22 protein-coding genes are annotated in these 26,306 nt (G+C 52.8%); 13 read left to right on the top strand and 9 right to left on the bottom strand.

Annotated elements, in window-relative coordinates; all coding sequences use genetic code 11:
* Positions 1 to 51 precede the first annotated feature (51 nt).
* On the bottom strand, positions 52 to 1,965 hold the full coding sequence (gene mtlA / locus F384_RS19450) for a PTS mannitol transporter subunit IICBA (RefSeq protein WP_046492025.1): 1,914 nt from the start codon (positions 1,963 to 1,965) through the stop codon (positions 52 to 54).
* Positions 1,966 to 2,497: 532 nt separating this feature from the next.
* On the opposite strand from mtlA, the gene F384_RS19445 reads away from it, so the two are divergent.
* The 7 genes from F384_RS19445 (at position 2,498) to aldB (ending at position 11,050) form a co-directional block, all read left to right on the top strand.
* Positions 2,498 to 2,860: a DUF3302 domain-containing protein gene (locus F384_RS19445; RefSeq protein ID WP_046492023.1), complete on the top strand. Its 363-nt coding sequence runs from the start codon at positions 2,498 to 2,500 to the stop codon at positions 2,858 to 2,860.
* 2 nt (positions 2,861 to 2,862) lie between these two features.
* The gene (locus F384_RS19440; protein WP_046492021.1) at positions 2,863 to 3,999 is read left to right on the top strand and encodes an HlyD family secretion protein; all 1,137 of its coding nucleotides are present in this window, start codon (positions 2,863 to 2,865) and stop codon (positions 3,997 to 3,999) included.
* 72 nt (positions 4,000 to 4,071) lie between these two features.
* Positions 4,072 to 4,680, top strand: a complete 609-nt coding sequence (locus tag F384_RS19435) for a glutathione S-transferase (protein ID WP_046492019.1) — start codon at positions 4,072 to 4,074, stop codon at positions 4,678 to 4,680.
* Positions 4,681 to 4,800: 120 nt separating this feature from the next.
* Positions 4,801 to 6,192 (top strand): L-seryl-tRNA(Sec) selenium transferase, encoded by a 1,392-nt coding sequence (selA, locus tag F384_RS19430; RefSeq protein ID WP_046492017.1) that lies wholly within the window; start codon positions 4,801 to 4,803, stop codon positions 6,190 to 6,192.
* On the top strand, positions 6,189 to 8,036 hold the full coding sequence (gene selB / locus F384_RS19425; protein ID WP_046492015.1) for a selenocysteine-specific translation elongation factor: 1,848 nt from the start codon (positions 6,189 to 6,191) through the stop codon (positions 8,034 to 8,036). Before selA ends, selB begins: the two co-directional genes overlap by 4 nt.
* Before the next feature lie 184 nt (positions 8,037 to 8,220).
* Positions 8,221 to 9,372 carry an L-threonine dehydrogenase gene (gene yiaY / locus F384_RS19420; RefSeq protein ID WP_046492013.1) on the top strand — a complete coding sequence of 384 codons (1,152 nt, stop codon included), beginning with the start codon at positions 8,221 to 8,223 and terminating at the stop codon, positions 9,370 to 9,372.
* A gap of 145 nt (positions 9,373 to 9,517) precedes the next feature.
* The gene (gene aldB / locus F384_RS19415; RefSeq protein ID WP_046492011.1) at positions 9,518 to 11,050 is read left to right on the top strand and encodes an aldehyde dehydrogenase AldB; all 1,533 of its coding nucleotides are present in this window, start codon (positions 9,518 to 9,520) and stop codon (positions 11,048 to 11,050) included.
* 46 nt (positions 11,051 to 11,096) lie between these two features.
* Here aldB and F384_RS19410 read toward each other — a convergent pair whose 3' ends face one another.
* On the bottom strand, positions 11,097 to 11,411 hold the full coding sequence (locus F384_RS19410; protein ID WP_046492009.1) for a hypothetical protein: 315 nt from the start codon (positions 11,409 to 11,411) through the stop codon (positions 11,097 to 11,099).
* 184 nt (positions 11,412 to 11,595) lie between these two features.
* On the opposite strand from F384_RS19410, the gene F384_RS19405 reads away from it, so the two are divergent.
* The gene (locus tag F384_RS19405; protein ID WP_046492007.1) at positions 11,596 to 11,922 is read left to right on the top strand and encodes a DUF3302 domain-containing protein; all 327 of its coding nucleotides are present in this window, start codon (positions 11,596 to 11,598) and stop codon (positions 11,920 to 11,922) included.
* A gap of 2 nt (positions 11,923 to 11,924) precedes the next feature.
* Positions 11,925 to 13,061, top strand: coding sequence for an HlyD family secretion protein (locus tag F384_RS19400; protein ID WP_046492005.1), 1,137 nt, complete (start codon positions 11,925 to 11,927; stop codon positions 13,059 to 13,061).
* Here F384_RS19400 and F384_RS19395 read toward each other — a convergent pair.
* Positions 13,058 to 14,032, bottom strand: coding sequence for a LysR family transcriptional regulator (locus F384_RS19395; protein ID WP_046492003.1), 975 nt, complete (start codon positions 14,030 to 14,032; stop codon positions 13,058 to 13,060). The genes F384_RS19400 and F384_RS19395 overlap by 4 nt on opposite strands.
* A 123-nt stretch (positions 14,033 to 14,155) precedes the next feature.
* Here F384_RS19395 and F384_RS19390 point away from each other — a divergent pair, with 123 nt between their 5' ends.
* From F384_RS19390 to F384_RS19380, 3 genes are all read left to right on the top strand, one after another.
* Positions 14,156 to 14,896 (top strand): MipA/OmpV family protein, encoded by a 741-nt coding sequence (locus F384_RS19390; RefSeq protein WP_046491996.1) that lies wholly within the window; start codon positions 14,156 to 14,158, stop codon positions 14,894 to 14,896.
* A gap of 479 nt (positions 14,897 to 15,375) precedes the next feature.
* A complete protein-coding gene (locus tag F384_RS19385; protein WP_226991609.1) occupies positions 15,376 to 15,783 on the top strand; it encodes a winged helix-turn-helix domain-containing protein in 408 nt (135 codons plus the stop codon).
* 240 nt (positions 15,784 to 16,023) lie between these two features.
* Positions 16,024 to 16,497 carry a 4Fe-4S dicluster domain-containing protein gene (locus F384_RS19380; RefSeq protein ID WP_046491994.1) on the top strand — a complete coding sequence of 158 codons (474 nt, stop codon included), beginning with the start codon at positions 16,024 to 16,026 and terminating at the stop codon, positions 16,495 to 16,497.
* A 34-nt stretch (positions 16,498 to 16,531) separates the two neighbouring features.
* On the opposite strand, the gene avtA is transcribed toward F384_RS19380, so the two are convergent.
* A complete protein-coding gene (avtA, locus tag F384_RS19375) occupies positions 16,532 to 17,785 on the bottom strand; it encodes a valine--pyruvate transaminase (protein ID WP_046491992.1) in 1,254 nt (417 codons plus the stop codon).
* 173 nt (positions 17,786 to 17,958) lie between these two features.
* Entirely contained in the window at positions 17,959 to 19,989 is a 2,031-nt protein-coding gene (gene malS, locus F384_RS19370) for an alpha-amylase (RefSeq protein ID WP_046491990.1), read from the bottom strand.
* Between the two features lie 316 nt (positions 19,990 to 20,305).
* On the opposite strand from malS, the gene F384_RS19365 reads away from it, so the two are divergent.
* Positions 20,306 to 21,130 carry a protein bax gene (locus F384_RS19365; RefSeq protein WP_046491988.1) on the top strand — a complete coding sequence of 275 codons (825 nt, stop codon included), beginning with the start codon at positions 20,306 to 20,308 and terminating at the stop codon, positions 21,128 to 21,130.
* Between the two features lie 49 nt (positions 21,131 to 21,179).
* Here F384_RS19365 and xylR read toward each other — a convergent pair whose 3' ends face one another.
* From xylR to xylF, 4 genes are all read right to left on the bottom strand, one after another.
* Complete coding sequence (gene xylR / locus F384_RS19360; RefSeq protein WP_046491987.1) at positions 21,180 to 22,358, bottom strand: D-xylose utilization transcriptional activator XylR; 1,179 nt, start codon at positions 22,356 to 22,358, stop codon at positions 21,180 to 21,182.
* Positions 22,359 to 22,441: 83 nt separating this feature from the next.
* A complete protein-coding gene (xylH, locus tag F384_RS19355; protein WP_046491985.1) occupies positions 22,442 to 23,623 on the bottom strand; it encodes a xylose ABC transporter permease XylH in 1,182 nt (393 codons plus the stop codon).
* On the bottom strand, positions 23,601 to 25,142 hold the full coding sequence (locus F384_RS19350; RefSeq protein ID WP_046491983.1) for a xylose ABC transporter ATP-binding protein: 1,542 nt from the start codon (positions 25,140 to 25,142) through the stop codon (positions 23,601 to 23,603). Before F384_RS19350 ends, xylH begins: the two co-directional genes overlap by 23 nt.
* Before the next feature lie 78 nt (positions 25,143 to 25,220).
* Complete coding sequence (xylF, locus tag F384_RS19345) at positions 25,221 to 26,213, bottom strand: D-xylose ABC transporter substrate-binding protein (protein WP_046491981.1); 993 nt, start codon at positions 26,211 to 26,213, stop codon at positions 25,221 to 25,223.
* Between the last annotated feature and the right edge of the window lie 93 nt (positions 26,214 to 26,306).

The following is a 26,306-nucleotide window of genomic DNA, read 5'->3' as shown; positions in this document are numbered from 1 at the left end:
GGAGAGGATTTTGTAAGCCCGATAAGCGTAGCACCATCGGGCTTACGGGGTTTACTTACGACCCGCCAGCAGCGCCAGCACTTCATCCACGCTGGTGGTATTAGCCAGGCGTTCGATGACGGATTCGTCATCCAGCGCGTTGGTCAGGCTGGTAATCACCTGAATGTGCTCGTTATTACGGGCAGCGATACCAATCACCAGACGGGCGATGTCGTCTTCTTCTTCACCGAAGCGAACGCCTTGCGGATACTGGCAGAACACGACGCCGGTTTTCAGTACGCGGTCTTTCGCTTCAACCGTACCGTGCGGCACTGCGATAGACTCACCCAGATAGGTTGGGGTCAGTTTTTCGCGATCCAGCATCGCTTGTACGTATTCCGGCTCAACGTAACCGCCTTTCACCAGTTGTTCACCAGCAAAAAGAATCGCTTCTTCTTTGGTGGCTGCTGTGCGGCCGAGGAAGATGTTCTCCGCGCTCAGTTTGAACAGGTTGTTTTCCCCTTCATCAAAGCTGTCTTTCAGGCTGTCGCGGACTTTGACTTCGTTGTCAGTGTGGCGCTGAGCGGCAACCAGACGTTCGGTCAGGCTTGAATACAGGCCGCTGTCGAGGAAGTTAGTCAGCGAAATATGCTGCGCCTGCGGGACCTGACGCATCGCGCGTTCGGTCAGATCGCGGTGGGTGATGACCAGGTCAACATCCGGCGGCAGGTTGTTAATTGCGCTGTTGGTGACAGAGATCTGGCTCAGACCCGCATCCTGCACTTTCTTACGCAGTACGCCGGCACCCATTGCGCTGGAACCCATACCGGCATCACAGGCAACGATGATTTTACGTACGTGGCTCAGGTCGTTGGTGACATCGCCAGCTGACAGTGGAGTACCGCCTTTGGATTCTGACTTCATGTCCTGCATACGACGGGTCGCGGCTTCAATATCGTCATCTTCTTTCACTTTGCTGGTTTTCAGCAGAATGGCAGAGATAACGAAGGAGACCGCCATTGCCGCACAGATTGCCGCGATGTTAGCGAAGTAAGCCCCTTTTGGCGTCATCGCCAGCACGGCCAGGATAGAACCCGGAGAAGCCGGAGAAACCAGACCACCGTTCAGGATAGTCAGCGTGAACACGCCAGTCATACCGCCGAGGATAACGGCGAGGATCAGACGCGGGTTCATCAGCACATACGGGAAGTAAATTTCGTGGATACCACCCAGGAAGTGGATGATTGCCGCACCGCCCGCAGACTGTTTAGCACTACCGCGACCAAAGAACATGTACGCCAGCAGAACGCCCATCCCCGGACCCGGGTTGGCTTCAATCAGGAAGAAGATGGATTTACCCATCTCATGAGACTGCTGAATACCCAGCGGTGAGAAAATACCGTGGTTGATGGCGTTGTTCAGGAACAGGATTTTCGCCGGTTCAACGAAGATAGACGCCAGCGGCAGCATCTCATGGACAACCATGAAGTTAACGCCCGCTGCCAGTATTTTTGACAGAACTTCAACCGCCGGACCAATGCCGAGGAATGCCAGAATGGCGAGGATCATACCGATGATGCCAGCGGAGAAGTTATTCACCAGCATCTCAAAACCGGATTTGATCTTACCGTCTACCCAGCTATCGAAATGTTTGATTGCCCAGCCGCCCAGCGGACCGGCGATCATCGCGCCGAGGAACATCGGCATGTCTGCGCCGACGATAACGCCCATGGTGGTGATTGCACCCACCACGCCGCCACGATCGCCGCCCACCAGTCTACCGCCGGTGAAACCGATCAGCAGCGGCAGGAGATAGGTGATCATTGGGCCGACCAGCTTCGCCAGCGTTTCGTTTGGCAACCACCCTGTCGGAATAAATAGTGCGGTGATAATACCCCACGCGATAAACGCGCCGATATTTGGCATCACCATATTGCTGAGGAATCGACCAAAGCTTTGCACCTTGATCTTAATATCGGATGACATAAAAACACCCCTTCTTATGTGTTTGCTGACGCGCAGGCTGAAAGCCCGAGGTTTTGTTAATGTAGCGGCAGAGGTAGCCGGACCCTGTAGATACTGCGAAATCTGGCACTGAATCGGTAAACTGTCCAGTCAACGGTCTTTGGTGTGATATATGTCACATAAATATAGGGGGTAGGGAGGTAATTGATGTGATGTGAATCACAAAATGGTTGTGTATAAAAACAACAAACCTCAGTTTTAACCCATTGTTGACATTAATTTGTGATGAACATCACGTTTTATCTTCGACGATTTGTTGAATGTTTGTGATCTTAATCACAAGAAACTTTCGTCTGGCTTTGCCCCAATGTGATCCTGAGCAGATTCTTCTCGCCGTGACATCGCCGGATGTCATTAAGTAACCATTCAGTGTGAAAAATAGTCTTTGGCGTGATGGCGAAAATGCAGAACTCGAATTATGTTCAAATCATCAGCCAATTTGCTTTCGGCTGCCTGCAATTAACATTCTGATTAGCGTGAAGCCGGGGCAGATATGTTTCTAAATTATTTCGCGTTGGGTGTGCTGATCTTTGTCTTTCTGGTGATCTTTTACGGCGTTATTGCCATTCATGACATTCCCTATTTAATTGCGAAGAAACGCAACCACCCGCATGCCGATGCTATTCATACCGCAGGCTGGGTGAGTTTGTTTACGCTCCATGTGATCTGGCCGTTTTTGTGGATTTGGGCAACTCTCTACCAGCCAGAACGCGGTTGGGGCATGCAGTCTCATGCTACGCCTGCAGGACAGGAGACCGATCCGGAAATCGCGGCGTTATCCGCACGTATTACGCAACTCGAAAAAAAACTGGCCGGGGTTCAAACGGCTGATGAGACGACGTTTCCGGAGATCTGACCATGGATCTGTTGATTGTATTAACCTATGTGGCGCTGGCGTGGGCGGTCTTCAAGCTATTTCGTATTCCGGTAAATCAATGGACTCTGGCAACGGCGGCATTAGGCGGCGTATTTCTGGTAAGCGGTCTGATCCTGTTAATGAATTATAACCACCCGTACACTTTTACTGCGCAAAAAGCCGTGATTTCCATTCCCATTACGCCGCAGGTGACCGGGGTTGTCAGCGAGGTTACCGAGAGAAATAACCAGCTGATTAAAAAGGGGGAAGTGCTGTTTAAACTCGACCCTGTTCGCTATCAGGCGCGCGTGGACAGGCTACAGGCCGATCTGGTCACCGCAACGCACAATATCCAGACGCTTAAAGCCCAACTGGCAGAAGCGCAGGCCAATACAACGCGCGTTTCTGCCGAGCGCGATCGGTTGTATAAAGATTATCAGCGTTACCTGAAAGGCAGTCAGGCTCGGGTGAACCCCTTCTCGGAAAGCGATATTGATACGGCGCGGCAAAACTATCTGGCGCAGGATGCGCTGGTAAAAGGTTCTGTGGCTGAGCAGGCGCAAATCCAAAGCCAACTGGACAGCATGGTCAACGGCGAACAGTCGCAGATTGTCAGCCTGCGGGCGCAACTGACAGAGGCCAAATACAATCTTGATCAGACCATTATTCGTGCCCCCAGCAACGGCTACGTTACCCAGGTGCTGATCCGGCCCGGTACTTACGCCGCTGCGCTGCCATTGCGTCCGGTGATGGTCTTTATCCCTGAACAAAAACGGCAAATTGTCGCTCAGTTCCGGCAAAACTCGCTGCTTCGCCTTGAACCTGGCGATGACGCGGAGGTGGTGTTTAACGCGCTGCCAGGTCAGGTTTTTCACGGCAAATTGACCAGCATACTGCCCGTGGTACCGGGCGGTTCGTATCAGGCTCAGGGCGCACTACAATCCCTGACGGTGGTACCCGGGACCGATGGCGTCCTGGCGACGATTGAACTGGATCCGAATGCCGATGTGGATGCGTTACCCGACGGCATCTACGCACAGGTGGCGGTCTATTCCGACCATTTCGCCCATGTTTCAGTGATGCGCAAGGTGTTGCTGCGCATGACCAGTTGGATGCACTACCTTTATTTGGATCATTGAGAACTCTGTCACCTGCCTTTTCCCGCTGCGTGAGCCATACTCATTGTTTTGTGTTGGCGAAAAGGACCGATCATGAAACTCATTGGTAGCTACACCAGCCCGTTTGTACGTAAAATTTCGATCCTGCTGCTGGAAAAAGGCATCACTTTCGAATTTGTTAATGAACTGCCCTATAACGCGGAAAACGGTGTCGCGCAGTACAACCCGCTAGGAAAAGTCCCGGCGCTGGTGACTGACGATGGAGAGTACTGGTTCGATTCGCCGATTATCGCGGAATACATTGAACTGCTGGATATTGCGCCAGCAATGCTGCCTCGCGACTCGCTGGCCTCGCTGAGAGTCCGACAACTTGAGGCGCTGGCCGATGGCGTAATGGATGCCGGTCTGGTGTCGGTGCGAGAACAGGCGCGTCCTGCCGCGCAGCAATCGGAAACCGAACTGTTGCGCCAGCGCGAGAAAATTAACCGCAGTCTGGATGCGCTGGAAGGGTATCTGGTGGACGGGACGATTAAACCTGACACGGTCAATCTGGCAACTATCGCTATCGCCTGCGCGGTGGGCTATCTCAATTTCCGCCGCGTCTCACCGGGCTGGTGCGTGAGCAGACCCCACCTGGTCAAGCTGGTGGAGACGCTGTTCCAGCGCGAAAGTTTTGCCCGAACTGAACCGCCAAAGACTTGAAGCCTATTCGCTAAAGGCTTGATGCGTATTATGTCCGTCTGAGCAATCTCACGTTACAATCCCTTCTATGTCGATATCCCTCTCCGTTGTGGAGAGGGCCACCAACAGCCAGGCCTTTTCATGACGACCGAAACGCGTTCGCTCTACAGTCAGCTCCCCGCCATTGATCGCTTATTGCGTGAAAGTGAATTTCTTACCCTCCGTGAGACTCACGGACATACCCGTGTTGTTGACCTGCTCCGCCAACTGCTTGATGAAGCGAGAGAAGTGATCCGCGATACGCACGCGTTGCCTGCGTGGTGCGAAGACTGGGCGCAGGAAGTGAATTTCCGGCTGGAAAAAGAGGCCCAGAGTGCGCTGCGTCCGGTGATTAACCTGACGGGCACGGTGTTGCACACGAATCTGGGACGCGCCTTACAGGCCGAAGAGGCCGTTGCGGCTGTCGCACAGGCCATGCGCTCGGCGGTAACGCTGGAGTATGACCTGGACGGTGCGGGACGCGGGCATCGCGACCGCGCGCTGGCAGAATTGCTGTGCCGCATCACCGGTGCGGAAGATGCCTGTATTGTAAATAACAACGCGGCGGCGGTGCTGCTGATGCTGGCGGCCTCCGCCGCCGGTAAAGAGGTGGTGGTCTCACGCGGTGAGCTGGTGGAGATTGGCGGCGCGTTTCGTATCCCGGATGTGATGCGTCAGGCGGGTTGCACGCTGCATGAAGTCGGAACCACCAACCGGACGCATGCCGACGACTATCGTCAAGCGGTGAATGAAAACACCGCGCTGCTGATGAAGGTGCATACCAGTAATTACAGCATCGAAGGCTTCACCCACACGGTTGATGAAACGGAACTGGCCCAAATCGGCCAGACGCTGGATATTCCGGTCGTGGCCGATCTTGGCAGCGGCTCGCTGGTCGATTTGAGTCAGTACGGTCTGCCGAAAGAGCCGATGCCGCAGCAGTTGATTGCTGCGGGCGTTAGCCTGGTGAGCTTCTCGGGCGACAAGCTGTTGGGCGGTCCGCAGGCCGGGATCATCGTTGGTAAGAAAGAGATGATTGCACGATTGCAGAGTCATCCGCTTAAGCGCGCGCTGCGAGCGGATAAAATGACCCTTGCGGCACTGGAAGCGACGTTGCGTCTGTATCTGCACCCGGAAGCGCTGGCCGAGAGACTGCCGACGTTGCGTCTGTTAACCCGAAGCAAAGACGCGATTCTGGCTCAGGCGGAGCGGCTTCTGGCGCCGTTAGCCGCGCACTACGACGCCGAGTTTGCGGTAAAGGTGTTGCCCTGCCTGTCGCAAATCGGCAGCGGTTCTTTACCGGTTGATAGGCTCCCCAGCGCGGCATTAACCTTTACACCGCACGACGGTCGCGGAAGCCGTCTTGAAGCCCTGGCGACCCGCTGGCGTGAGTTGCCGGTTCCGGTCATCGGTCGGATTTACGAAGGTCGCCTGTGGCTGGATTTACGTTGTCTTGAAGATGAAACCCGGTTTATGGAGATGTTGTTGAAATGATTATTGCGACCGCCGGACATGTCGACCATGGGAAAACGACGCTGCTACAGGCCATTACCGGCGTAAATGCCGACCGCCTGCCGGAAGAGAAAAAGCGCGGAATGACCATTGACCTGGGCTATGCCTACTGGCCGCAGCCGGACGGGCGCGTGCTGGGTTTTATTGATGTCCCCGGTCACGAGAAATTTCTCTCAAACATGCTGGCGGGCGTGGGCGGTATCGATCATGCCTTGCTGGTGGTGGCCTGCGACGATGGCGTGATGGCGCAAACGCGTGAACACCTGGCGATTCTGCAACTGACGGGGAATCCAACGCTGACAGTGGCGTTGACCAAAGCCGACCGCGTGGATGACACGCGGGTGCAGGAGGTTCAACAGCAGGTGCAGGAAGTTCTGCGCGAGTATGGCTTTGCCCAGGCGACGTTATTTGTGACGGCCGCTAATGAAGGCCGTGGAATTGACGCGTTGCGCGAACATTTGCAGCAATTGCCCGCCCGCGAACACGCCCGGGATCAGACGTTCCGCCTGGCTATCGACCGCGCCTTTACCGTAAAAGGTGCCGGGTTGGTGGTGACCGGCACCGCGCTGAGCGGTGAAGTGAACGTCGGGGATACGTTGTGGCTGACTGGCGTGAATACGTCTGTGCGTGTGCGCGGGATTCATGCGCAAAACCAGGCGAGCGAGCATGCCCATGCCGGGCAGCGCATTGCGTTAAATATCGTCGGCGATGCCGAAAAAGAACAGCTTAACCGGGGTGACTGGTTGCTTTCAGACGCCCCGCCTGAACCGTTTACGCGGGTGATTGTGGCGCTGGAAAGCCACGTTCCGCTTACGCAGTGGCAGCCGCTACATATTCACCATGCAGCCAGCCATGTGACCGGGCGCGTATCGCTGCTGGAAGATAATCTGGCGGAACTGGTGTTTGATGCACCGCTGTTGTTGGCTGATAACGACCGCCTGGTGCTGCGTGATATCTCCGCGCGCGCGACGCTTGCCGGAGCGCGGGTGGTTGCGCTTAATCCGCCACGTCGCGGTAAACGTAAACCGGAGTATCTGCAATGGCTGGCATCACTGGCGGCGGCGAAAGATGACAGTGCCGCACTGGCTGTGCATCTGCAACGTGGGGCGGTAAATTTGCCTGACTTTGCGTGGGCGCGCCAGTTGAATGGCGACGGCATGCGCTCACTCATTCACCAGCATGGTTTTATTCAGGCGGGTTACAGCCTGCTGAATGCGGCGGTCGCCGCGCGCTGGCAGCGCAAAATTCTCGACACGCTGGCGACTTACCATGAACAGCATCGTGATGAGCCAGGCCCGGGGCGTGAACGCCTGCGCCGCATGGCGCTGCCGATGGAAGATGAAGCGCTGGTGCTGTTGTTGATTGAGCAAATGCGCGACAGCGGCGATATTCACAGCCACCACGGCTGGCTGCATCTGCCGGATCACAAGGCCGGATTTACTGACGAACAGCAGACTATCTGGCTTAAGACCGCGCCGTTATTTGGTGACGAACCCTGGTGGGTCCGCGATCTCGCCCGCGAAACCGCCACCGATGAGCAAACAATGCGTCTGGTGTTGCGACAGGCAGCGCAGCAGGGGATGATTACGGCGATCGTAAAAGATCGTTACTACCGTAACGATCGCATTGTGGCTTTCGCCAGCATGATCCGCGAACTGGATCTGGAGAAAGGCTCAACCTGCGCAGCAGATTTTCGCGATCGATTGGGCGTAGGACGAAAACTGGCGATTCAAATACTGGAATACTTTGACCGGATTGGCTTTACTCGTCGCCGTGGAAATGATCATCTATTACGTGATGCATTATTATTTCCGGCAAAAGGATAATGCAATTTATTAAAATAAAAATGAATTGATACAATAAATAGTTTGAAACGAAAAGAGCCCATTAATTTGTAGCCTAATGTGCTCTTTTATTTTTTCATTAAATAAATAACTACTGCGATCATATTTTCTCCTGAAATTCGTTCGTATGCTGCAATCCCTACTAAAATTATTAAGGATTGATCATATGGCCGCTTCAATATTTTATATTCCTTCGGTGAATATAATAGGGTCTGATTTATTAAGAGATGCAATGAATACAATGGCGGAATATGGCTTTCGCCGGACGCTAATTGTTACGGACAGCGTGCTGACGCAGTTAGGCATGGCGGGTGATATTCAAAAGTCATTGCAGGAACACGATATTTTCAGCGTCATTTTTGATGGTACACATCCTAATCCGACGACAATAAACGTCGCCGACGGCCTGAAGATCCTGAAAGAAAATGACTGCGACAGCGTTATTTCGTTGGGCGGCGGTTCCCCGCATGATTGCGCCAAAGGGATTGCGCTGGTGGCCGCGAATGGGGGAGATATTCGTGATTATGAAGGTGTTGATCGTTCGGCAAAGCCGCAGTTGCCGATGATTGCAATTAACACCACGGCAGGGACTGCGTCTGAAATGACGCGGTTCTGCATTATCACTGACGTCGATCGTCACATCAAAATGGCGATAGTGGATAAACACGTCACGCCGTTGCTGTCGGTGAATGACGCTTTGCTGATGATCGGCATGCCGAAATCGTTAACGGCGGCGACCGGCATGGATGCACTGACCCATGCTATCGAAGCGTATGTCTCGGTGGCCGCCACGCCGATCACCGATGCCTGCGCGCTGAAGGCGATGACCATGATTTCTGACAATCTGAGCATCGCCGTGGAATCGGGCGGCAATGTGCATGCGCGTGAAGCGATGGCCTATGCGCAGTTCCTGGCGGGTATGGCTTTCAATAACGCGTCATTAGGCTACGTCCACGCAATGGCGCACCAGTTAGGCGGTTTCTATGACCTGCCGCACGGCGTGTGTAATGCCGTTCTGCTGCCGCACGTTCAGGTGTTCAACAGTCAGGTGGTCGCGGCGCGTCTGCGTGACTGCGCGGCAGCAATGGGCGTGCATGTCGCGGGGATGACCGACGCCGAAGGTGCTAAAGCCTGTATCGATGCGATCCGCGCGCTGGCGCGGCAGGTCAATATCCCGGCAGGCCTGCGCGACCTGGGCGTGAAAGAAGAGGATATCCCGATGTTGGCGACCAATGCGCTGAAAGATGCCTGCGGTCTGACCAACCCAATCCAGGCCACACATGACGAAATCATGGCTATCTATCACGCGGCGATGTAATTCGTTTAGCTGATTATCTGGCTTGCCGATCGGGTTGGATTTGCAGGCCGGATAACGTGACCACAGTCGTAAAGCTATCACACCCTGGCGAAAAAATCGCCAGCGGCGACTACCCTTGTTATACCCCTGTAGCAAGGAGACGATCATGACCAATAATCCCCCCCGTATTCAACCCGGCGAGTATGGTTTTCCCCTGAAGTTAAAGGCCCGTTACGACAACTTTATCGGTGGCGGCTGGGTTGCCCCGAGTGATGGCGAGTATTACCAGAACCTGACGCCCGTTACCGGGCAACTGTTATGCGAAGTGGCTTCTTCCGGTAAAAGGGACATTGACCTGGCGCTCGACGCGGCTCACAAGGTGAAAGACAAGTGGGCGCATACTTCTGTTCAGGATCGGGCGGCGATTCTGTTCAAGATTGCTGACCGTATGGAGCAGAACCTCGAACTGCTGGCGACGGCGGAAACCTGGGATAACGGTAAACCGATCCGTGAGACCTGCGCGGCGGATGTTCCGCTGGCGATCGACCACTTCCGCTATTTCGCCTCCTGTATTCGCGCCCAGGAGGGCGGGATCAGTGAAGTGGATAGCGATACTGTGGCTTATCATTTCCACGAACCGCTCGGTGTGGTCGGGCAAATTATCCCGTGGAACTTCCCCTTATTGATGGCGAGCTGGAAGATGGCACCCGCGCTGGCGGCAGGAAACTGCGTGGTGCTTAAGCCCGCGCGTCTGACGCCGCTGTCCGTTTTACTGCTGATGGAAGTGATTGGCGATCTCCTTCCACCCGGCGTGGTGAACGTAGTGAACGGCGCTGGCGGTGAGATTGGTGAGTATCTGGCGACCTCGAAACGCATTGCCAAAGTGGCCTTCACTGGCTCGACGGAAGTCGGGCAGCAGATCATGCAGTACGCCACGCAGAATATCATCCCGGTCACCCTGGAGTTGGGCGGGAAGTCGCCAAACATTTTCTTCGCCGATGTGATGGACGAAGAAGATGCCTTCTTCGATAAGGCGCTGGAAGGCTTTGCGCTCTTTGCCTTTAACCAGGGGGAGGTCTGCACCTGTCCGAGTCGCGCACTGGTGCAGGAATCCATCTATGAACGCTTTATGGAGCGCGCCATTCGCCGCGTAGAAAGCATCCGCAGCGGTAACCCGTTGGATAGCGTGACGCAAATGGGGGCGCAGGTCTCTCATGGGCAGATGGAAACCATCCTGAATTACATCGATATCGGCAAGAAAGAGGGAGCGGATGTCCTGACCGGCGGGCGGCGTAAGCAGCTTGAAGGTGAGCTGAAAGACGGCTATTACCTCGAACCGACCATCCTGTTTGGCAAGAACAATATGCGCGTGTTCCAGGAGGAGATCTTTGGCCCGGTACTGGCGGTAACAACGTTCAAAACCATGGACGAGGCGCTGGAGTTAGCTAACGATACCCAGTACGGTCTTGGTGCAGGCGTCTGGAGCCGTAACGGCAATCTGGCGTATAAAATGGGACGCGGCATTCAGGCAGGACGCGTATGGACCAACTGCTACCATGCTTATCCGGCCCACGCGGCCTTTGGCGGCTATAAGCAGTCGGGGATCGGACGCGAAACCCACAAAATGATGCTGGAACACTATCAGCAGACGAAATGTTTGCTGGTGAGCTACTCCGATAAACCGCTGGGACTTTTTTAACTGACGGCGTTATGCCCGATGGCGCTTTGCTTGTCGGGCATAACGATTAATCTATCACCTTAACCTGTAACGGACGGAAACGGCTGTAGACCCACAGTCCCAGACAAGCAATCGACCCGATGAAAACGGTGAACAGTACCGTGATAAACACACCGCTGAACAGCGCGGCAGGAATAGCCAGCAAACCGTGTACGGGTTGATCGTTCCATTTCACCAGGTCGAAACCAAAGAGACTCAGAACACCGCAAACAAAACTGAAGGATATCATCGGGATACCCAAACCAATGAGTAATAAACGGTAGATGATGGCCGCTTTGATACGCTTGAGGCTGACGGTGGATGAGGCTTCCGTGTTGTTCATTTTTGTTCCTGTTGTCCTGGTGTTAAAACATAATAAACTGCGACTTGCATAAAAAACAATACACTAAAAAAAGTACAGTATATAAAAAACCATATGTCGATATATAAATATGAGAATTGCATGGCATCTGGTCATTCCACTATCATTCTTAAACTCTTTTTTATTATATTCTCTGGGGGGGAATATGTTTCTCGACTATTTTGCACTTGGGGTGCTGATTTTTGTATTCCTGGTCATTTTTTATGGGATTATTATTTTACATGATATTCCCTATTTAATTGCGAAAAAGCGCAATCATCCTCATGCCGATGCCATTCATGTCGCGGGGTGGGTAAGTTTGTTTACTTTACATGTTATCTGGCCTTTCTTGTGGATTTGGGCAACGCTCTATCGCCCGGAGCGCGGGTGGGGAATGCAAGGCCCTGAGACTGGCGTTGTGCAACTCCAGGAACGTATTACCAGTCTGGAAAAACAGCTGGCTGACCTGAAATCCTCCACTGCCGGGTATTAATTATGGATTTACTGATTATTCTGACCTATGTGGCTTTAGCATGGGCGATTTTTAAGATCTTCAAAATTCCCGCTAATAAATGGACGATCCCGACGGCGGCACTGGGTGGGATATTTATTGTCAGCGGCTTAATCTTATTAATGAATTATAACCACCCTTATACGTTTAAAGCGCAAAAAGCGGTGGTGTCTATTCCTGTTGTTCCGCAGGTCACAGGCGTGGTGATTGACGTGACGGACAAGAAAAATACGCTGATAAAAAAAGGTGAAGTGCTGTTCAGGCTTGATCCCACGCGTTATCAGGCCCGGGTGGATCGTCTGTTAGCGGATATTGTGACGGCACAGCATAAGCAGCATGCGTTAGGTGCTGAACTGGATGAAATGGCCGCCAATACACAGCAGGCAAAAGCCACGCGGGACAAGTTTGCGAAAGAGTATCAACGCTATGCGCAGGGGAGTCAGGCGAAGGTGAATCCGTTTTCTGAGCGCGATATTGATGTCGCACGGCAGAACTACCTGGCACAAGAGGCCTCGGTGAAATCGTCAACGGCGGAGCAACAGCAGATTCAAAGCCAGTTAGACAGCCTGGTGTTGGGAGAGCACTCGCAAATCGCCAGCCTGAAAGCGCAGTTGGCCGAGGCGGAATACAACCTTGAACAGACCATCGTTCGCGCGCCGAGCGATGGCTATGTAACCCAGGTGCTGATTCGCCCGGGAACCTATGCGGCCTCGTTGCCTCTGCGCCCGGTGATGGTATTTATTCCTGCTCAGAAGCGACAAATTGTCGCGCAATTCCGCCAGAATTCACTGCTGCGACTGGAACCCGGCGATGAAGCGGAAGTGGTATTCAATGCCTTGCCGGGCAAGGTATTCAGCGGTAAGTTGGCCGCCATCAGCCCGGCGGTACCTGGCGGGACGTACCAGCCAGGCGGAACGTTGCAGTCGTTGAATACGGTGCCGGGATCGGAAGGCGTTATTGCGACGATCGAGTTGAACGAACATGCTGATTTAAGCGCGCTACCGGATGGGATCTATGCGCAGGTAGCGGTCTACTCTGACCATTTCAGCCATGTCTCTGTCATGCGTAAGGTGCTGTTACGCATGACAAGTTGGGTACATTACCTCTATCTCGACCATTAATTGTCGCTGACGGATGTTTGCTCGGGCCGCAATAAGTGCGCCTGAGCAAGTTGGTTGCGGATTTCACGCAGCATCTCATCAAGTACATACTGCACTCGCCAGGGCTGGTACTCCCGCTTGCGGAAGATCGCAACCAGGTCCAGCCACCACTCGTGCTGCTCTGAAAAACAGGGGACTAACGTCCCGGCCTTCAGGTCGTTTTGCACACTTTCGTTTGGCGCAAACACAATACCCAGATGGTTACGCGCCAGTTCCAGCGCCGACTGCGTATTGTCACAAACGTAGTTCCCCGTCACACGATAATCCCGCATCTCTTTACTGCCGGCGTTGTTGAAGCGCCAGATGTTGGCATCATCAATCATCATGGAATCGATCAGGATGCAGGAATGGTGCTCCAGGTCTTCCGGGTGGCTCAGCGGATGCTTATCCAGATAGGAGCGACTGGCAAAAGCCGTTACCGCGTATTGAGTAATAAAACTGGCGACCAGTGATTCATCTTTCGGGTGGGCGTAGGTGATTAACACGTCACAGTCGTCAGGAAATTCGACGCCTTCGTAAAAAGCTTTTGGCTCGAGGTTGCAGGTTTTCAACGACAGAGAGATGTCGCCAATGTCTTTAATTCTGGCGATAACCTTTTTTGACAAGTATGCGACGATGCCTGTCGGCGCGTACACCGTTACCCGCCCCCGCTTTTCGTGCTTATAATCAGCAATGAAATGGTTAAGCTGCTCGTTTCTGTCGAGCATGTCATTAATGTAGGGTAGAAGCGCCGCGCCAAAAGGCGTCAGGGTCAGTTGCCGGGTTGTCCTGTCAAAGACCTTAAGACCAACTTTTGATTCAAAATCAGCAAGATACTTGCTGACATTGGCCTGCGCGATGCCAAGAATGGTAGCGGCATGACTGATGTTTTCACTGGCAGCTATTACCGAGATGATCTTTAATTCCCGGTGCTTGAGTTGTAATTTATTCATCACAGCAGCCCAATATATATAAGTTTTTATATATTACTATATAAATATGTGCCTTGCACCGAAGAATTTGTAAGCATTATTATTTCCGACGCTTTGTGGCTTATTTAAAATGGAATGTCGGGCATGTTAATTAAACGAAATATAGTGGCATTATTTTCTTTATCCTTTATCGCCAGTGCATCGGCTTCAGAATTATCCATTGGTGCGGGGGCGGTATATAATGAATCTCCCTATCGCGGGTATAATGAAAATACCCATGTCATTCCCCTCATTAGTTATGAAGGTGAATCATTCTATGTCCGCCAGACCACGCTGGGCTACATTTTGTCTAAAAGTGAACAAAATGAATTCAGCCTGACCGCTTCCTGGATGCCGTTGGAATTTGATCCTTCCGATAACGACGACCACGCCATGAAAAAGCTCGACAAGCGTGATAGTACGATGATGGCGGGCGCGGCATGGTATCACCACGAGAATTGGGGCAGCGTGAAGGTTTCTGCGGCTGCCGATGTCCTGGATAACAGCAATGGCTGGATAGGGGAATTATCTCTGTTCCGCAAAATTCCAGTCGGCCAACTTTCTCTGATCCCGTCCGTCGGCGTGCTCTACTACGATGAAAACTTCAACGACTACTATTATGGTGTGTCAGGCAGCGAATCCCGCCGCAGCGGTTTAGACCGTTATTCCGCGCAGGACAGTTGGGTTCCTTACGTCAGTCTGACCGCAAAATACCCCGTCACCGACAATATCGTTCTGATGGCGAGCGCAGCTTACAGCGCGCTGCCGGATGAAATTAAAGACAGTCCGATGATTGACCGCGACGACAGTTTCACCTTCGTGTCAGGCGTGAGCTGGCGCTTCTAAAGATGTGAGACGACTTGCCGGGTGGCGGCCATTGCCCCGGCCTGGGATTGATTCAATCCACAGGTCTGCCGCCATTCGGCATATTTCTACCGCTATTTTGATAAGAGAACTACACTGTAATAGTTATTGTCCCGGAACGGCCTGTTGCCGGGATTCACGTTCCCTCTCCATAAAGCATAGTTGATCCATGCAGCATATTAATCTGTAGTTTGTGATAAATATGCCCGTTTAACTTGCACTGTCGAATATTCGCACTGAAATAGAGTAACGCACTGATAATTTGTTTTTAGATATTATTTAACAGCGCCTGGATTTATCCTTCAGATATTCAGTCTACACTTTGCCTGCAGCGCGATTAAAATGATCGCTTCAGGTATCTATTGAAATTAACTCTATTTTTTTTAAACTTGCGTAAGACAATATCTACAAGGACTTACACATGTTTAGCTATCGATAGTTCAGTAAAACGTGAGTATGTAATGATGGAATACCAGTTACATGGATTTATGATAGGTCGGGAAATATTTTTTGACATCAATGAGTCGAGAATTTTCAGGCTTCCGGTAAATAAAATGGACAGTGTAATTGCATTTGGTGGCGTGTTTTTTAACCACACGATGTTACGCTTGTTTGTTTATCTTTTACTGAACGCCCGGACCCATTATGTTTCAAAAGATGAGTTACTCGTCAACGTCTGGGAAAAAAATGAATTAAGTGCTTCCACACAGCGTTTGTCCACGATGGTAAAAAATCTCAACAATAAATTATATTTGCTGGGATTACCCCAGCATTCCATCGTCAGCGTAAAAGGAAGTGGATACATACTGGCACTGGATAATATTCAACCGCTCTACAGTGTGGTCGATGAGGCAGATTATCAAATATAGATATCACTCAATCGGGTGCCAGCTTATTCCGTAGCGTGATGTCGCCTGCGGATTATTACCCCTGGACGTCAACGCCCAGGGTTTTTTTTATACGTCAGGCAGAAAGTGGGGCGCCAGTATAAGGCGAATTCCCTGAACGTTTCAGGCATCTGACAAAATTCGACCATTTCCCTTGTTTGATCAAGGCAGCCGCGCCATTCTCTCTGGCACTCTGTGGTTTTACGGCGGGGGGAGGGAGCAATGAACCGGTTTATCATGGCGGATGCGGCAAAGTGTATTGGTTGTCGTACCTGCGAAGTCGCATGCGTGGTTTCGCATCAGGAGAATCAGGACTGTGCCGCGGTGTCAGCAGGGCACTTTGTCTCACGCATCCGGGTTATTAAGGAAAATACCTTTACCACCGCCGTTGCCTGCCACCAGTGTGAAGATGCGCCGTGCGCCAATGTCTGCCCGACACAGGCCATTCGTCGCGATCGCGGACACATTTTTGTTGAACAGGCGCGCTGTATCGGCTGTAAAAGCTGCATGCTGGCTTGCCCGTTCGGCGCAATGAACGTCGTTGCGCAAACCTCACAGGTTCAGGCGGTGAAATGCGATCTCTGTTGGCATCGTGATACGGGACCTGCCTGTGTGGAGGCTTGTCCGACGGGGGCATTGAACTGTCTGGATGCGGCGAGCGTGCAACGTCAGCGCCTACACGCTCAGCCTTTATAAGCGCGTCACCCGGCCTGGTTGGGCCGGGACCGCGTTACTGATTTTCCGTCCAGGCGCGTTCTACTTCTTCAGCCAGAATTTTCACCCCAGCTTCAATTTTCTCCGGATCGGGAACATAGTTCATGCGCATACACTGGTGCGTGTGCGGCCAGGGCTTATCGAGTCCCGGGAAGAAGTAATGTCCCGGAACCATCAGCACACCGCGCGCTTTCAGGCGCTGGTAGAGCAACTCGGTGGTGATGGGCAGATCCTGGAACCACAGCCAGAGGAAAATCGCCCCTTCAGGTTTGTGAATTAAGCAGCGACTTTCAGGTAAATAGCGGCGGATGATCGCAATGGTCTGCTGAACGCGCTGTAAGTAGAACGGCTTGATAACCGTTTCTGATAGTCGCATCAGGTCATTACGCTTAATCATCTCGCACATCATCGCCGGGCCAATCCCGCCAGGGGCGAGGCTGATGATGCCGTTCATATTGGCGATAGCCGTGATGATTTTTTCATTGGCGATGATGATACCGCAGCGCGAGCCAGGCAGTCCCAGCTTGGAGAGGCTCATGCACAGCACAATGTTGGGATTCCACAGCGGACGCGCTTCGCTAAAAATAATACTCGGGAACGGCACGCCATAGGCATTATCAATCACCAACGGAATATCGTGCTGGTTGGCAAGCGTGTCGAGTTTTATCAGCTCTTCATCTGTAATGACGTTGCCCGTCGGATTGGTTGGTCGGGAGACGCAGATCATCCCGGTCTCTTCACCAATGTGCAGATGTTCGAAGTCAACGTGATACTTGAACTGGCCCTCTGGCAACAGCTCAATATTCGGTCGCGCTGAGACGAACAGATCCTCCTCCAGCCCGGAATCCGCATAGCCGATGTATTCCGGCGCGAGAGGGAACAACACCTTTTTGGTGGTCCCGTCGGCGCGACGGCCGGCAAAAAGATTAAACAAGTAGAAAAATGCGCTCTGACTGCCGTTTGTTAGCGCAATATTCTGTGGTTCGATATCCCAACCCAGATTCTCACGCAGTAGCGAAGCGAGTGCGGTCAGCAGATCGGTTTTCCCCTGCGGACCGTCATAATTGCAAAGCGCATCAGTGAGTTTGCCGTTTTCCAGCATCTCCGTCAGGAGCGTATGGAAGTAATCCTGCATCGCCGGGATTTGTGCCGGATTTCCGCCACCCAGCATGATTGCGCCTGGGGTGCGTAAACCGTCGTTGAGGTCCTCCATCAGGCGGGTAATGCCTGAATGGCGGGTGAATTTGTCGCCAAAAAGTGAAAATGTCATAACGGATGGTCTGTCAAACGCTGAGTCGAAGTGAGTTACCTTAACGCTAGCACTGGCAGGGTGCAAATCGAGCGGAAACAAGGGTTTTGAAGTTTTATGCTTATAATTTATGTAAAAGTGGTATTTTATTTTGCGGCGTCTGAAGGACTTCAGCCCTCAGACGCCGGTTCACGTTAACGCTGACCCGCCCAGACGACCATCACGGTGTCGTCGCCGTGCTGGCGCACAAAGCCGTACCCTTGTTTGAGCGAGAGCGTGGTTTGTCGGCCCGCGCCGATAGCCGGATGTCTGGCTCTGAACTGACCGAGGCGCTGCCAGTGGGCGACATTGCCGGCTACTTTACCGCTGACATCCTGCCAGTTCATATCTGAACGCGTGCCCTGTAGCGGATCGGAACCGGTAGGGCCGAAAGGCCGCGAGGATTCATCGCCATAGAATATTTGAACGGCGCCGGGGGCTAACAGCAGCAACTCAGCCGCTTTATCACCACCTTCGCGGAACAGGCGAGTATCGTGCGAAGAGAGGTAACTCAGCACATTAAAACCCTGTAATTTTTCCGCCATTTGTTGCCAGGTGAGATCCATACCAGACAGGCAATCGACGGTTTTTGCGGCCTGCTCCTGATAGTCAAAGTTGATCATTGCGTCAAAACCGTGGCGATAGTAATCGCTCTGCATCACGCCGTGGCCCCAGGCCTCGCCGGTCATCCAGAACGGCTTATCATCGAGCGCTTTGTCCGGGTTGGCTTTTTTCCATTCCACCAGCGCCGCGCTGGCCTGCGTTTTTAACTGTTGCCAGGCCGGAAGTTCGACGTGTTTCGCCGTGTCGACACGAAATCCATCGACACCGTAATCGCGCACCCATTGGCTCAGCCAGTGGGTCAGGTAATCCCGGGGCGTGTAGCCCTCAATGGCCTTCGCGCGCGTATCGGCTTTATGTTGATAAAACACCGGCAATCCGGAGGGGATCGTCGATTCGGTCTTCAGATCCGGCAGAAAAGCCAGCGACATCGTGAGATCGTCAAAGCCAGGGTTGTCATAATCGCCAATGTCAGTGCGGATCCACGCTTTCCCCCACCATTTTTCCCAGGCGGCCTTATCGCTAAAGTTGATGTAATCATTGAAGCTGTGCCAGCTTTGTCCGGCAGCGGGTTTCCAGTCTGTCCAGCGATCGCCGAGCGTTTTTTTCAACTCATCACCAGAAAGGTACAGCGCGCCGAACTGATATTCCTGCATATCTGCAAGCGTCGCGTAGCCGGTATGGTTCATCACCACATCAAAAAGGATGCGGATCCCGCGCTGATGTGCGCCGTCAATCAACGCGCGCAGATCGGCCTCGTTGCCCATGTTGGCATCCAGGGTGGTCCAGTCCTGAGTGTAATAACCGTGATAGGCATAGTGTGGAAAATCGCCTTTTGTGCCGCCGCCCACCCAGCCGTGGATTTGTTCGAACGGCGCGCTTATCCACAACGCATTCACGCCCAGTTGTTGCAGATAATCCAGTTTGCGGGTCAGACCGCGCAAATCACCGCCGTGAAACGTACCGATTTCCTCCATGCCGTCTTTATGGCGACCGTAACTCTGGTCATTAGAGGGATCGCCGTTTTCGAAGCGGTCGGTCAGCACAAAATAGACCGTGGCATTGTGCCAGTCGAACGGTGCTGGGGCGTCGGTCTCTGCCCGTTCCAGCAGTAACAGACCGTTACTGGCGGGAGCGGGTTGCAGGGTTATCCGTCCGTTTTTAACCGTGGCGGTCTGTCCGCTGTAAAAATCGCGCACCACGCTGCCTTCCGGGAAGGTCTGCGCGACCTCTAACGTCAGTGGCGAACCATCCCACGTCGGACACTGGCGCACCACATTTGCTGTTGGTTCGGCCTCGCGCGGCACCGTAATCATCAATGTTGGCGTGCCAGAGCGGGTATCGATTTCCAGCGTGTAATTGCCGTCTTTGAACAAACGCCACTGTGGCGGGGTGCCTTCGCATGGGGTAAGCGAAAGCATCTGATTGAGTTTTATCGCGTTAGCCGGCTGCCAGCACTGTTGGTCAAAATTTAGCGTTAATGAGCGAGTACCCTTCGTTAACTCAGCGTGGCTAGCAAACTTACCGGTTCCCTCGGCGGTGAAGGAGGGGAAGCCCTGAGACGTCCATGTTGCGGCGCTCGCGATACCTGGCAGCAGCGCGAGAGCAATGGCGGCAAGTTTCATTGTGCGGTCCTTTTTGCGGCGATTTTAACCAGTTTGCCTGAGAACCCGCTGACGAAACTCATCCTTCAACCGCATTCAGCCAGGATGAGGGGTACGGATGAGTGATTTTGGGCAAAAAATAACCTTAATTTGCGATAACCACCACAAATCTTTCGAATTAGTCCCTTGCGGGATAGTTTGTGCGTGACATGGTTTCGGAATTGGCCTATTCATTAGCGTGCTCTTGATCGCTATTTTTGATATGATTTGAGATTCAACTCTCAAAATTGTGAAAAATAAAAGGTGTTGGAATGATTCAATCCGACCAGGAGACCTAATGATATTGACTCCCATGCGACGATATGGGGCAATGATTCTTATGTTACTCACCATCGTATTTTCGGGTGAGGTGCTGGCAAAGACGCACACAACAACATCGAGTCAGAAGTCCCACGTAACCAAGACAAGTAATAAACAGGTAAGCAGTAAACAAGAGTATTCTCGCAATAGTGCAAAGAGCAGTTCACTTCCTGATTTGCGAAAATACCCTTCCGGAACACCAAGGAAAAAAGCGTTTCTCCGGACCGTGATGCCTTATATTACCAGTCAAAATGCTGCGATCACGGCCGATCGTAACTGGCTGATTTCAAAGCAGTATCAGAACCGTTGGTCACCGACCGAGCGTGCGCGTATGAAAGATATCGCGAAGCGCTACAAGGTGAAATGGTCTGGCAACACGCGGAGCATTCCGTGGAATACGTTGCTGGAACGCGTAGACATTATCCCGACCAGCATGGTGGCGACGATGGCTGCGGCAGAAAGCGGTTGGGGTACCTCTAAGCTTGCGCGTAGCAATAACAACCTGTTCGGCATGAAGTGTGCGAAAGGGAGTTGTAACAATGCGCCAGGTAAAGTGAAAGGTTACTCTCAGTTCGATTCCGTCAAAGAGTCGGTCACCGCCTATGTGATCAACCTGAATACGCATCCGGCTTACGCCTCTTTCCGTAAATCGCGCGCGCAACTGCGCAAAGCGGATCAGGAAGTGACGGCGACGGCAATGATTCATAAGCTGAAGGGTTATTCAACGAAGGGACAGAGTTACAACAACTATCTGTTCGCGATGTACCAGGATAACCAGCGATTAATCGCAGCCCATATGTAATCCCCGAACGCCTTCTTCGCAGAAGGCGTTTTTGTTTCGACTTACCGCCTCACACCAATACTTCACTGTTCAGATCGCGATACTCTTTCGGCGTTGTGTCGTACTCTTTCTTAAAGACGGAATAGAAATATTGCAGCGAAGGATAGCCGCACATCTGCGAGATTTCGTTGATCGAAAGCGTCGTGGAAATCAACAGGCTGCGCGCTTTCTCCAGCTTTTCTGCGTGGATCACCGCGTGAATCGTCTCTCCCACTTCTTCTTTAAACCGCTTCTCCAGATTGGAACGTGAAATTCCGACCGCATCCAGAACCTGATCCACTTTGATGCCTTTGCAGGCGTGGTTACGGATATAGTGCATCGCCTGAATGACGGCGGGATCGGAGAGGGAACGGTAGTCTGTCGAGCGGCGTTCAACGACGCGTATCGGAGGGACCAGAATGCGCTGAAGCGGCAGTTCTTCATTTGCCAGCAGGCGATGCAGCAACTTTGCCGCCTGATAACCCATTTGCCTCGCGCCCTGAGCCACCGATGACAGCGCAACCCGAGACAGATAACGGGTCAGTTCTTCATTATCAATGCCAATGACGCACAGTTTTTCGGGTACTGGAATATGCAGGTGTTCGCAGACCTGAAGCACATGACGGGCGCGGGCGTCGGTGACCGCAATAATGCCCGTCTGCGGCGGCAGGGTTTGCAGCCAGTCCGCCAGGCGGTTCTGCGCGTGTTGCCAGAGTTCAGGCGCTGTTTCCAGCCCCTGATACACCACGCCACGATATTTCTCCTCCGCCACCAACTGGCGAAAGGCATGCTCGCGTTCCGCAGCCCAACGCTTTCCGCTGGAGGCGGGCAAGCCGTAAAAGGCAAAACGGTTGACGCCTTTTTCTTTCAGATGCAGAAAGGCGCTTTCAACGAGGGCATGGTTATCGGTGGCAATGTAATGGACGGGGGGATAATTTTCCGCCAGATGATAGGAGCCTCCCACGCCGATGATCGGTACATGGACATCAACTAACAATCGCGCGATCTCATCGTCGTCATAGTCAGCAATAACGCCGTCACCTAACCACTCTTTGATGTTATCAATGCGGGCGCGGAAGTCCTCCTCAATGAAGATGTCCCATTCGGATTGCGAGGCTTGCAGATATTCACCGACCCCTTCCACCACCTGACGGTCGTAGGCTTTGTTGGCATTAAATAACAGGGTAATACGGTGACGTTTATCAAACATGTTTCTGTCTCTGCTCAATCTTTCATAAACGACAATGCCGGACAGTGGCGACCGGCATGAAAATAGCCCTATTTTTCTGCAGTTCAGGCGCGGCGTTTTGTCGCTGAATCCATCCATACTGCCAGCAACAGAATCGCGCCCTTCACGATGTACTGCCAGAAGGTTGGGACATCCATCATACTCATTCCGTTATCCAGAGAAGCCATAATAAATGCGCCCATGACCGCGCCTGCAACGCTGCCGACACCGCCAGCCAGACTGGTTCCGCCAATAACACAGGCGGCAATAGCATCCAGCTCGGCGATATTTCCCGCCGATGGCGACCCGGCACCGAGACGCGAACTGAGGATAAGCCCGGCAATCGCCACCATCAGACCGTTGATGGCGAATACCGCCAGTTTGGTCCGTGCGACATTAATGCCGGAAAGACGGGCGGCCTCCAGATTGCCCCCGATGGCATAAATACGTCGGCCAAATGCGGTTCGCGTGGCCATAAACATCCCGGCGAGCAGCAAAAACACCAGCAGCAGAACGGGCGTCGGCACACCACGATAATCATTCAGCAACCAGATGGCGCCTAACACAATGATGGCGGTCAACGCCTGGCGACCCACGACGCTGGTTGATGCAGGAGCGCCGAGACCCAGGGACTGTCGGCGCATGCGTCCACGCCACTGCCAGCCGATAAACGCCATCAACCCGATCGCGCCGAGGGTGAAGCCCAACCCATTGGATAAGTAGCTTTGCCCAATTTGCGACATAGCAGAACTGGTCGGCGATACGGTTGTACCATTGGTGATGCCGATCAGGATACCGCGAAACGCCAGCATCCCGGCCAGAGTCACAATAAACGACGGGACTTTGCGGTAGGCGACCCACCAGCCATTCCAGGCGCCGAGCAGTAATCCCAGCACCAGCGTCACGATAATGGTGAAAGGCAGCGGCCAGCCCAGCCAGACGTCGCAGATAGCCGCGACACCGCCCAGCAGTCCCATCATAGAACCGACAGAGAGATCGATTTCCGCTGAGATGATGACGAACACCATGCCGACCGCCAGGATCCCCGTAATCGCGGTCTGGCGAAGCAGGTTGGAGACGTTACGCGCGCTGAGATACGCGCCGTCCGTTGTCCAGGTAAAGAACAGCATGATCACAATGATGGCCGCGATCATCACGAACACCTGGAGATTCAGCGATTTAACCCCGGGAAAAACGCCCGTCAGTGGGGCGGAGAGTTTGACTTCAGACGGATTGTTTTTCGACATGTTGTTCGCTCCTCAAAGCGGCTTCCATCACCTGCTCTTGCGTCAGGTTATGATTGACCAGGTTGGCTTTCAGTTTTCCTTCGTGCATCACCAGAATGCGGTCGCTGAGCCCCAGCACTTCGGGTAATTCCGACGAGATGACGATAACGGCGATGCCCTGCTGAACGAGCTGGTTAATGAGTTTGTAGATTTCATATTTTGCGCCGATGTCGATACCCCGGGTAGGCTCATCAAGGATGAGAATTTGCGGGTTGAGCAACAGGCAACGCGCCAGAATGGCTTTTTGCTGGTTCCCTCCGCTCAGACGTCCGATCGCCAACTCAGGCGAGGAGGTTTTGACTTTCAGACGTTGCAGGGATTCGAGGATGCACTTGTGTTCGGCAGCATCGTCCAGCTGGCTCGCCTTGCCGGTAAACCGATCGAGTGCGGCGAGGGTAATGTTTTTCCCCACCGCCATGACCGGCACAATGCCATCACGCTTGCGGTCTTCCGGCACCATGGCGATCCCGTGGGCGATGGCTTGCTGACAGTTGCGGATGTTTACGGACTGGCCGTCAATCACGACTTCACCTTCCCAGCGCCCGGGCCATACGCCAAACAGACACTGGACAAGTTCCGTGCGTCCTGCGCCCACCAGACCGGCGATCCCCAGGATTTCACCGCGCTTAAGCGAGAAGGAAACGTCATTTACGCGCCGGATATGGCGATTAACGGGATGCCAGGCGGTGAGATGCTCAACGCGTAAAATCTCTTCACCCGTGAGGTGAGGTTCGCTGGGGTAGAGTGCAGTGAGCTCACGACCAACCATCATGGTGATAATATCGTCTTCACTCATGCCAGCCGCGTCACGGGTGCCAATATGCTTGCCATCGCGGATCACGCAGATCGTGTCGGAAATGGCTTTCACTTCATTCAGTTTGTGTGAAATGTAGATGCAGGCGATGTCGTGCTGTTGCAGATCGCGGATGATCTCCAGCAACACCGTTGTTTCCTGCTCGGTGAGTGACGCTGTCGGCTCATCCAGAATCAGCAAACGCACCTGTTTATTTAGCGCCTTTGCTATTTCAACCAACTGTTGCTGACCGAGGCCCAGATCGCCCACCCGGGTATCGGGTGAAATAGACAGGTTGACCTGATTGAGCAGTTTTTGGCAGCGCAGGGTCATCAGATCGTAATCAAGGACGCCATGACGACTTATTTCGCTGCCGAGAAAAATATTCTCCAGCACGGTTAAGTGTTTAACCAGCGCCAGCTCCTGATGGATGATGGCAATCCCTTTGCGTTCGGTATCACGAATATGGGTGGCCTGTAGCGTTTCTCCGGCAAATGTAATTTCACCTTCATAACTACCATGGGGATAAATACCGCACAGCACCTTCATCAGCGTCGATTTACCTGAGCCATTCTCGCCGCATAATGAAATAATTTCACCGGCATTCAGTCTGAGGCTGACGTTATCAATCGCCTTGACGACACCGAAGGTTTTGGTGATGTTCTTCATTTCAAGTAGACAGGACATAGCGACTCCGCATTAGCCAATGAGAGATCCCGGCGTGGTGGGAAATGCGCGCCCTCAGCGGTTGCCGGGGCGCTGCGCTTACAGTTCGCTCTGCTTATGGAACCCGTCTTTAATCACGGTCTCATTAATGTTGTTTTTGTTAACGTCAATCGGCGTCAATAAGCGGGAAGGAACCTCTTTCAGACCGTTATTTAACGTGGCGTCGGCTTTAGGTTGCTGTCCGTTACCCAGTTCAACGGCGATTTCGGCAGCGGTATTGGCCAGCAGCGTAATCGGCTTATAGACGGTCATGGTTTGTGTTCCCGCGATAATGCGCTTGATACCCGCAAGGTCGGCGTCCTGACCTGAAATCGCGACTTTTCCTGAGAGCCCCTGCGCAGTGAGCGCCTGAACCGCCCCGCCTGCCGTCGCGTCATTGGAGGCGACCACGGCATCAATGTTGTTATTGTTCGCGGTTAAGGCGTTTTCCATAATTTTCAGCGCATTTTCCGGCAGCCAGCCGTCAACCCACTGATCGCCAACTACCTTTATTTTTCCGGAATCAATATACGGTTTTAAGACTTTCATCTGCCCGGCGCGGAAGAGTTTGGCATTATTATCGACTGGCGAGCCACCCATCAAAAAATAATTTCCCTGAGGGACGTGCTCAACTAATGCCTTAGCCTGTAATTCGCCAACTTTTTCGTTATCAAATGAAATATAGAAATCAATGTCAGCGTCGTTGATCATGCGGTCGTAAGCTAAAACTTTAATTCCTTCCTGTTTCGCCTCTTTAACCACGTTACTTAATACTTGTCCGTTATAAGGAATAATAACGAGGACATCCACCCCTCGGTTAATCATATTTTCAATCTGCGACATCTGGGTCTCTTCATTCCCATTCGCGGATTGCACAAAAACTTTTGCGCCAAGCGATTCGGCCTTGCTGACGAAAATATCGCGATCTTTCTGCCAGCGCTCGAGACGCAGGTCATCAATCGCCATACCGATTTTTATTTCTTTGGCATGTCCTGCCACGCTGGTAAGCAAAAGAGAGGTGCAGACGGTGAGTAAGAGATTCTTCATCTTCATAATCGTGATGCCTTTTGTTAGAGGGAGCAACAATAAAAGTAACAATCACAGCATTAGACGTTGCAGAATTTAGCAATTCATACGGGGAAGACA

The sequence above is a fragment of the Citrobacter amalonaticus Y19 genome, assembly GCF_000981805.1.
Lineage (GTDB): Bacteria > Pseudomonadota > Gammaproteobacteria > Enterobacterales > Enterobacteriaceae > Citrobacter_A > Citrobacter_A amalonaticus_C.
This window is presented reverse-complemented; position numbering and strand designations above follow the sequence as displayed.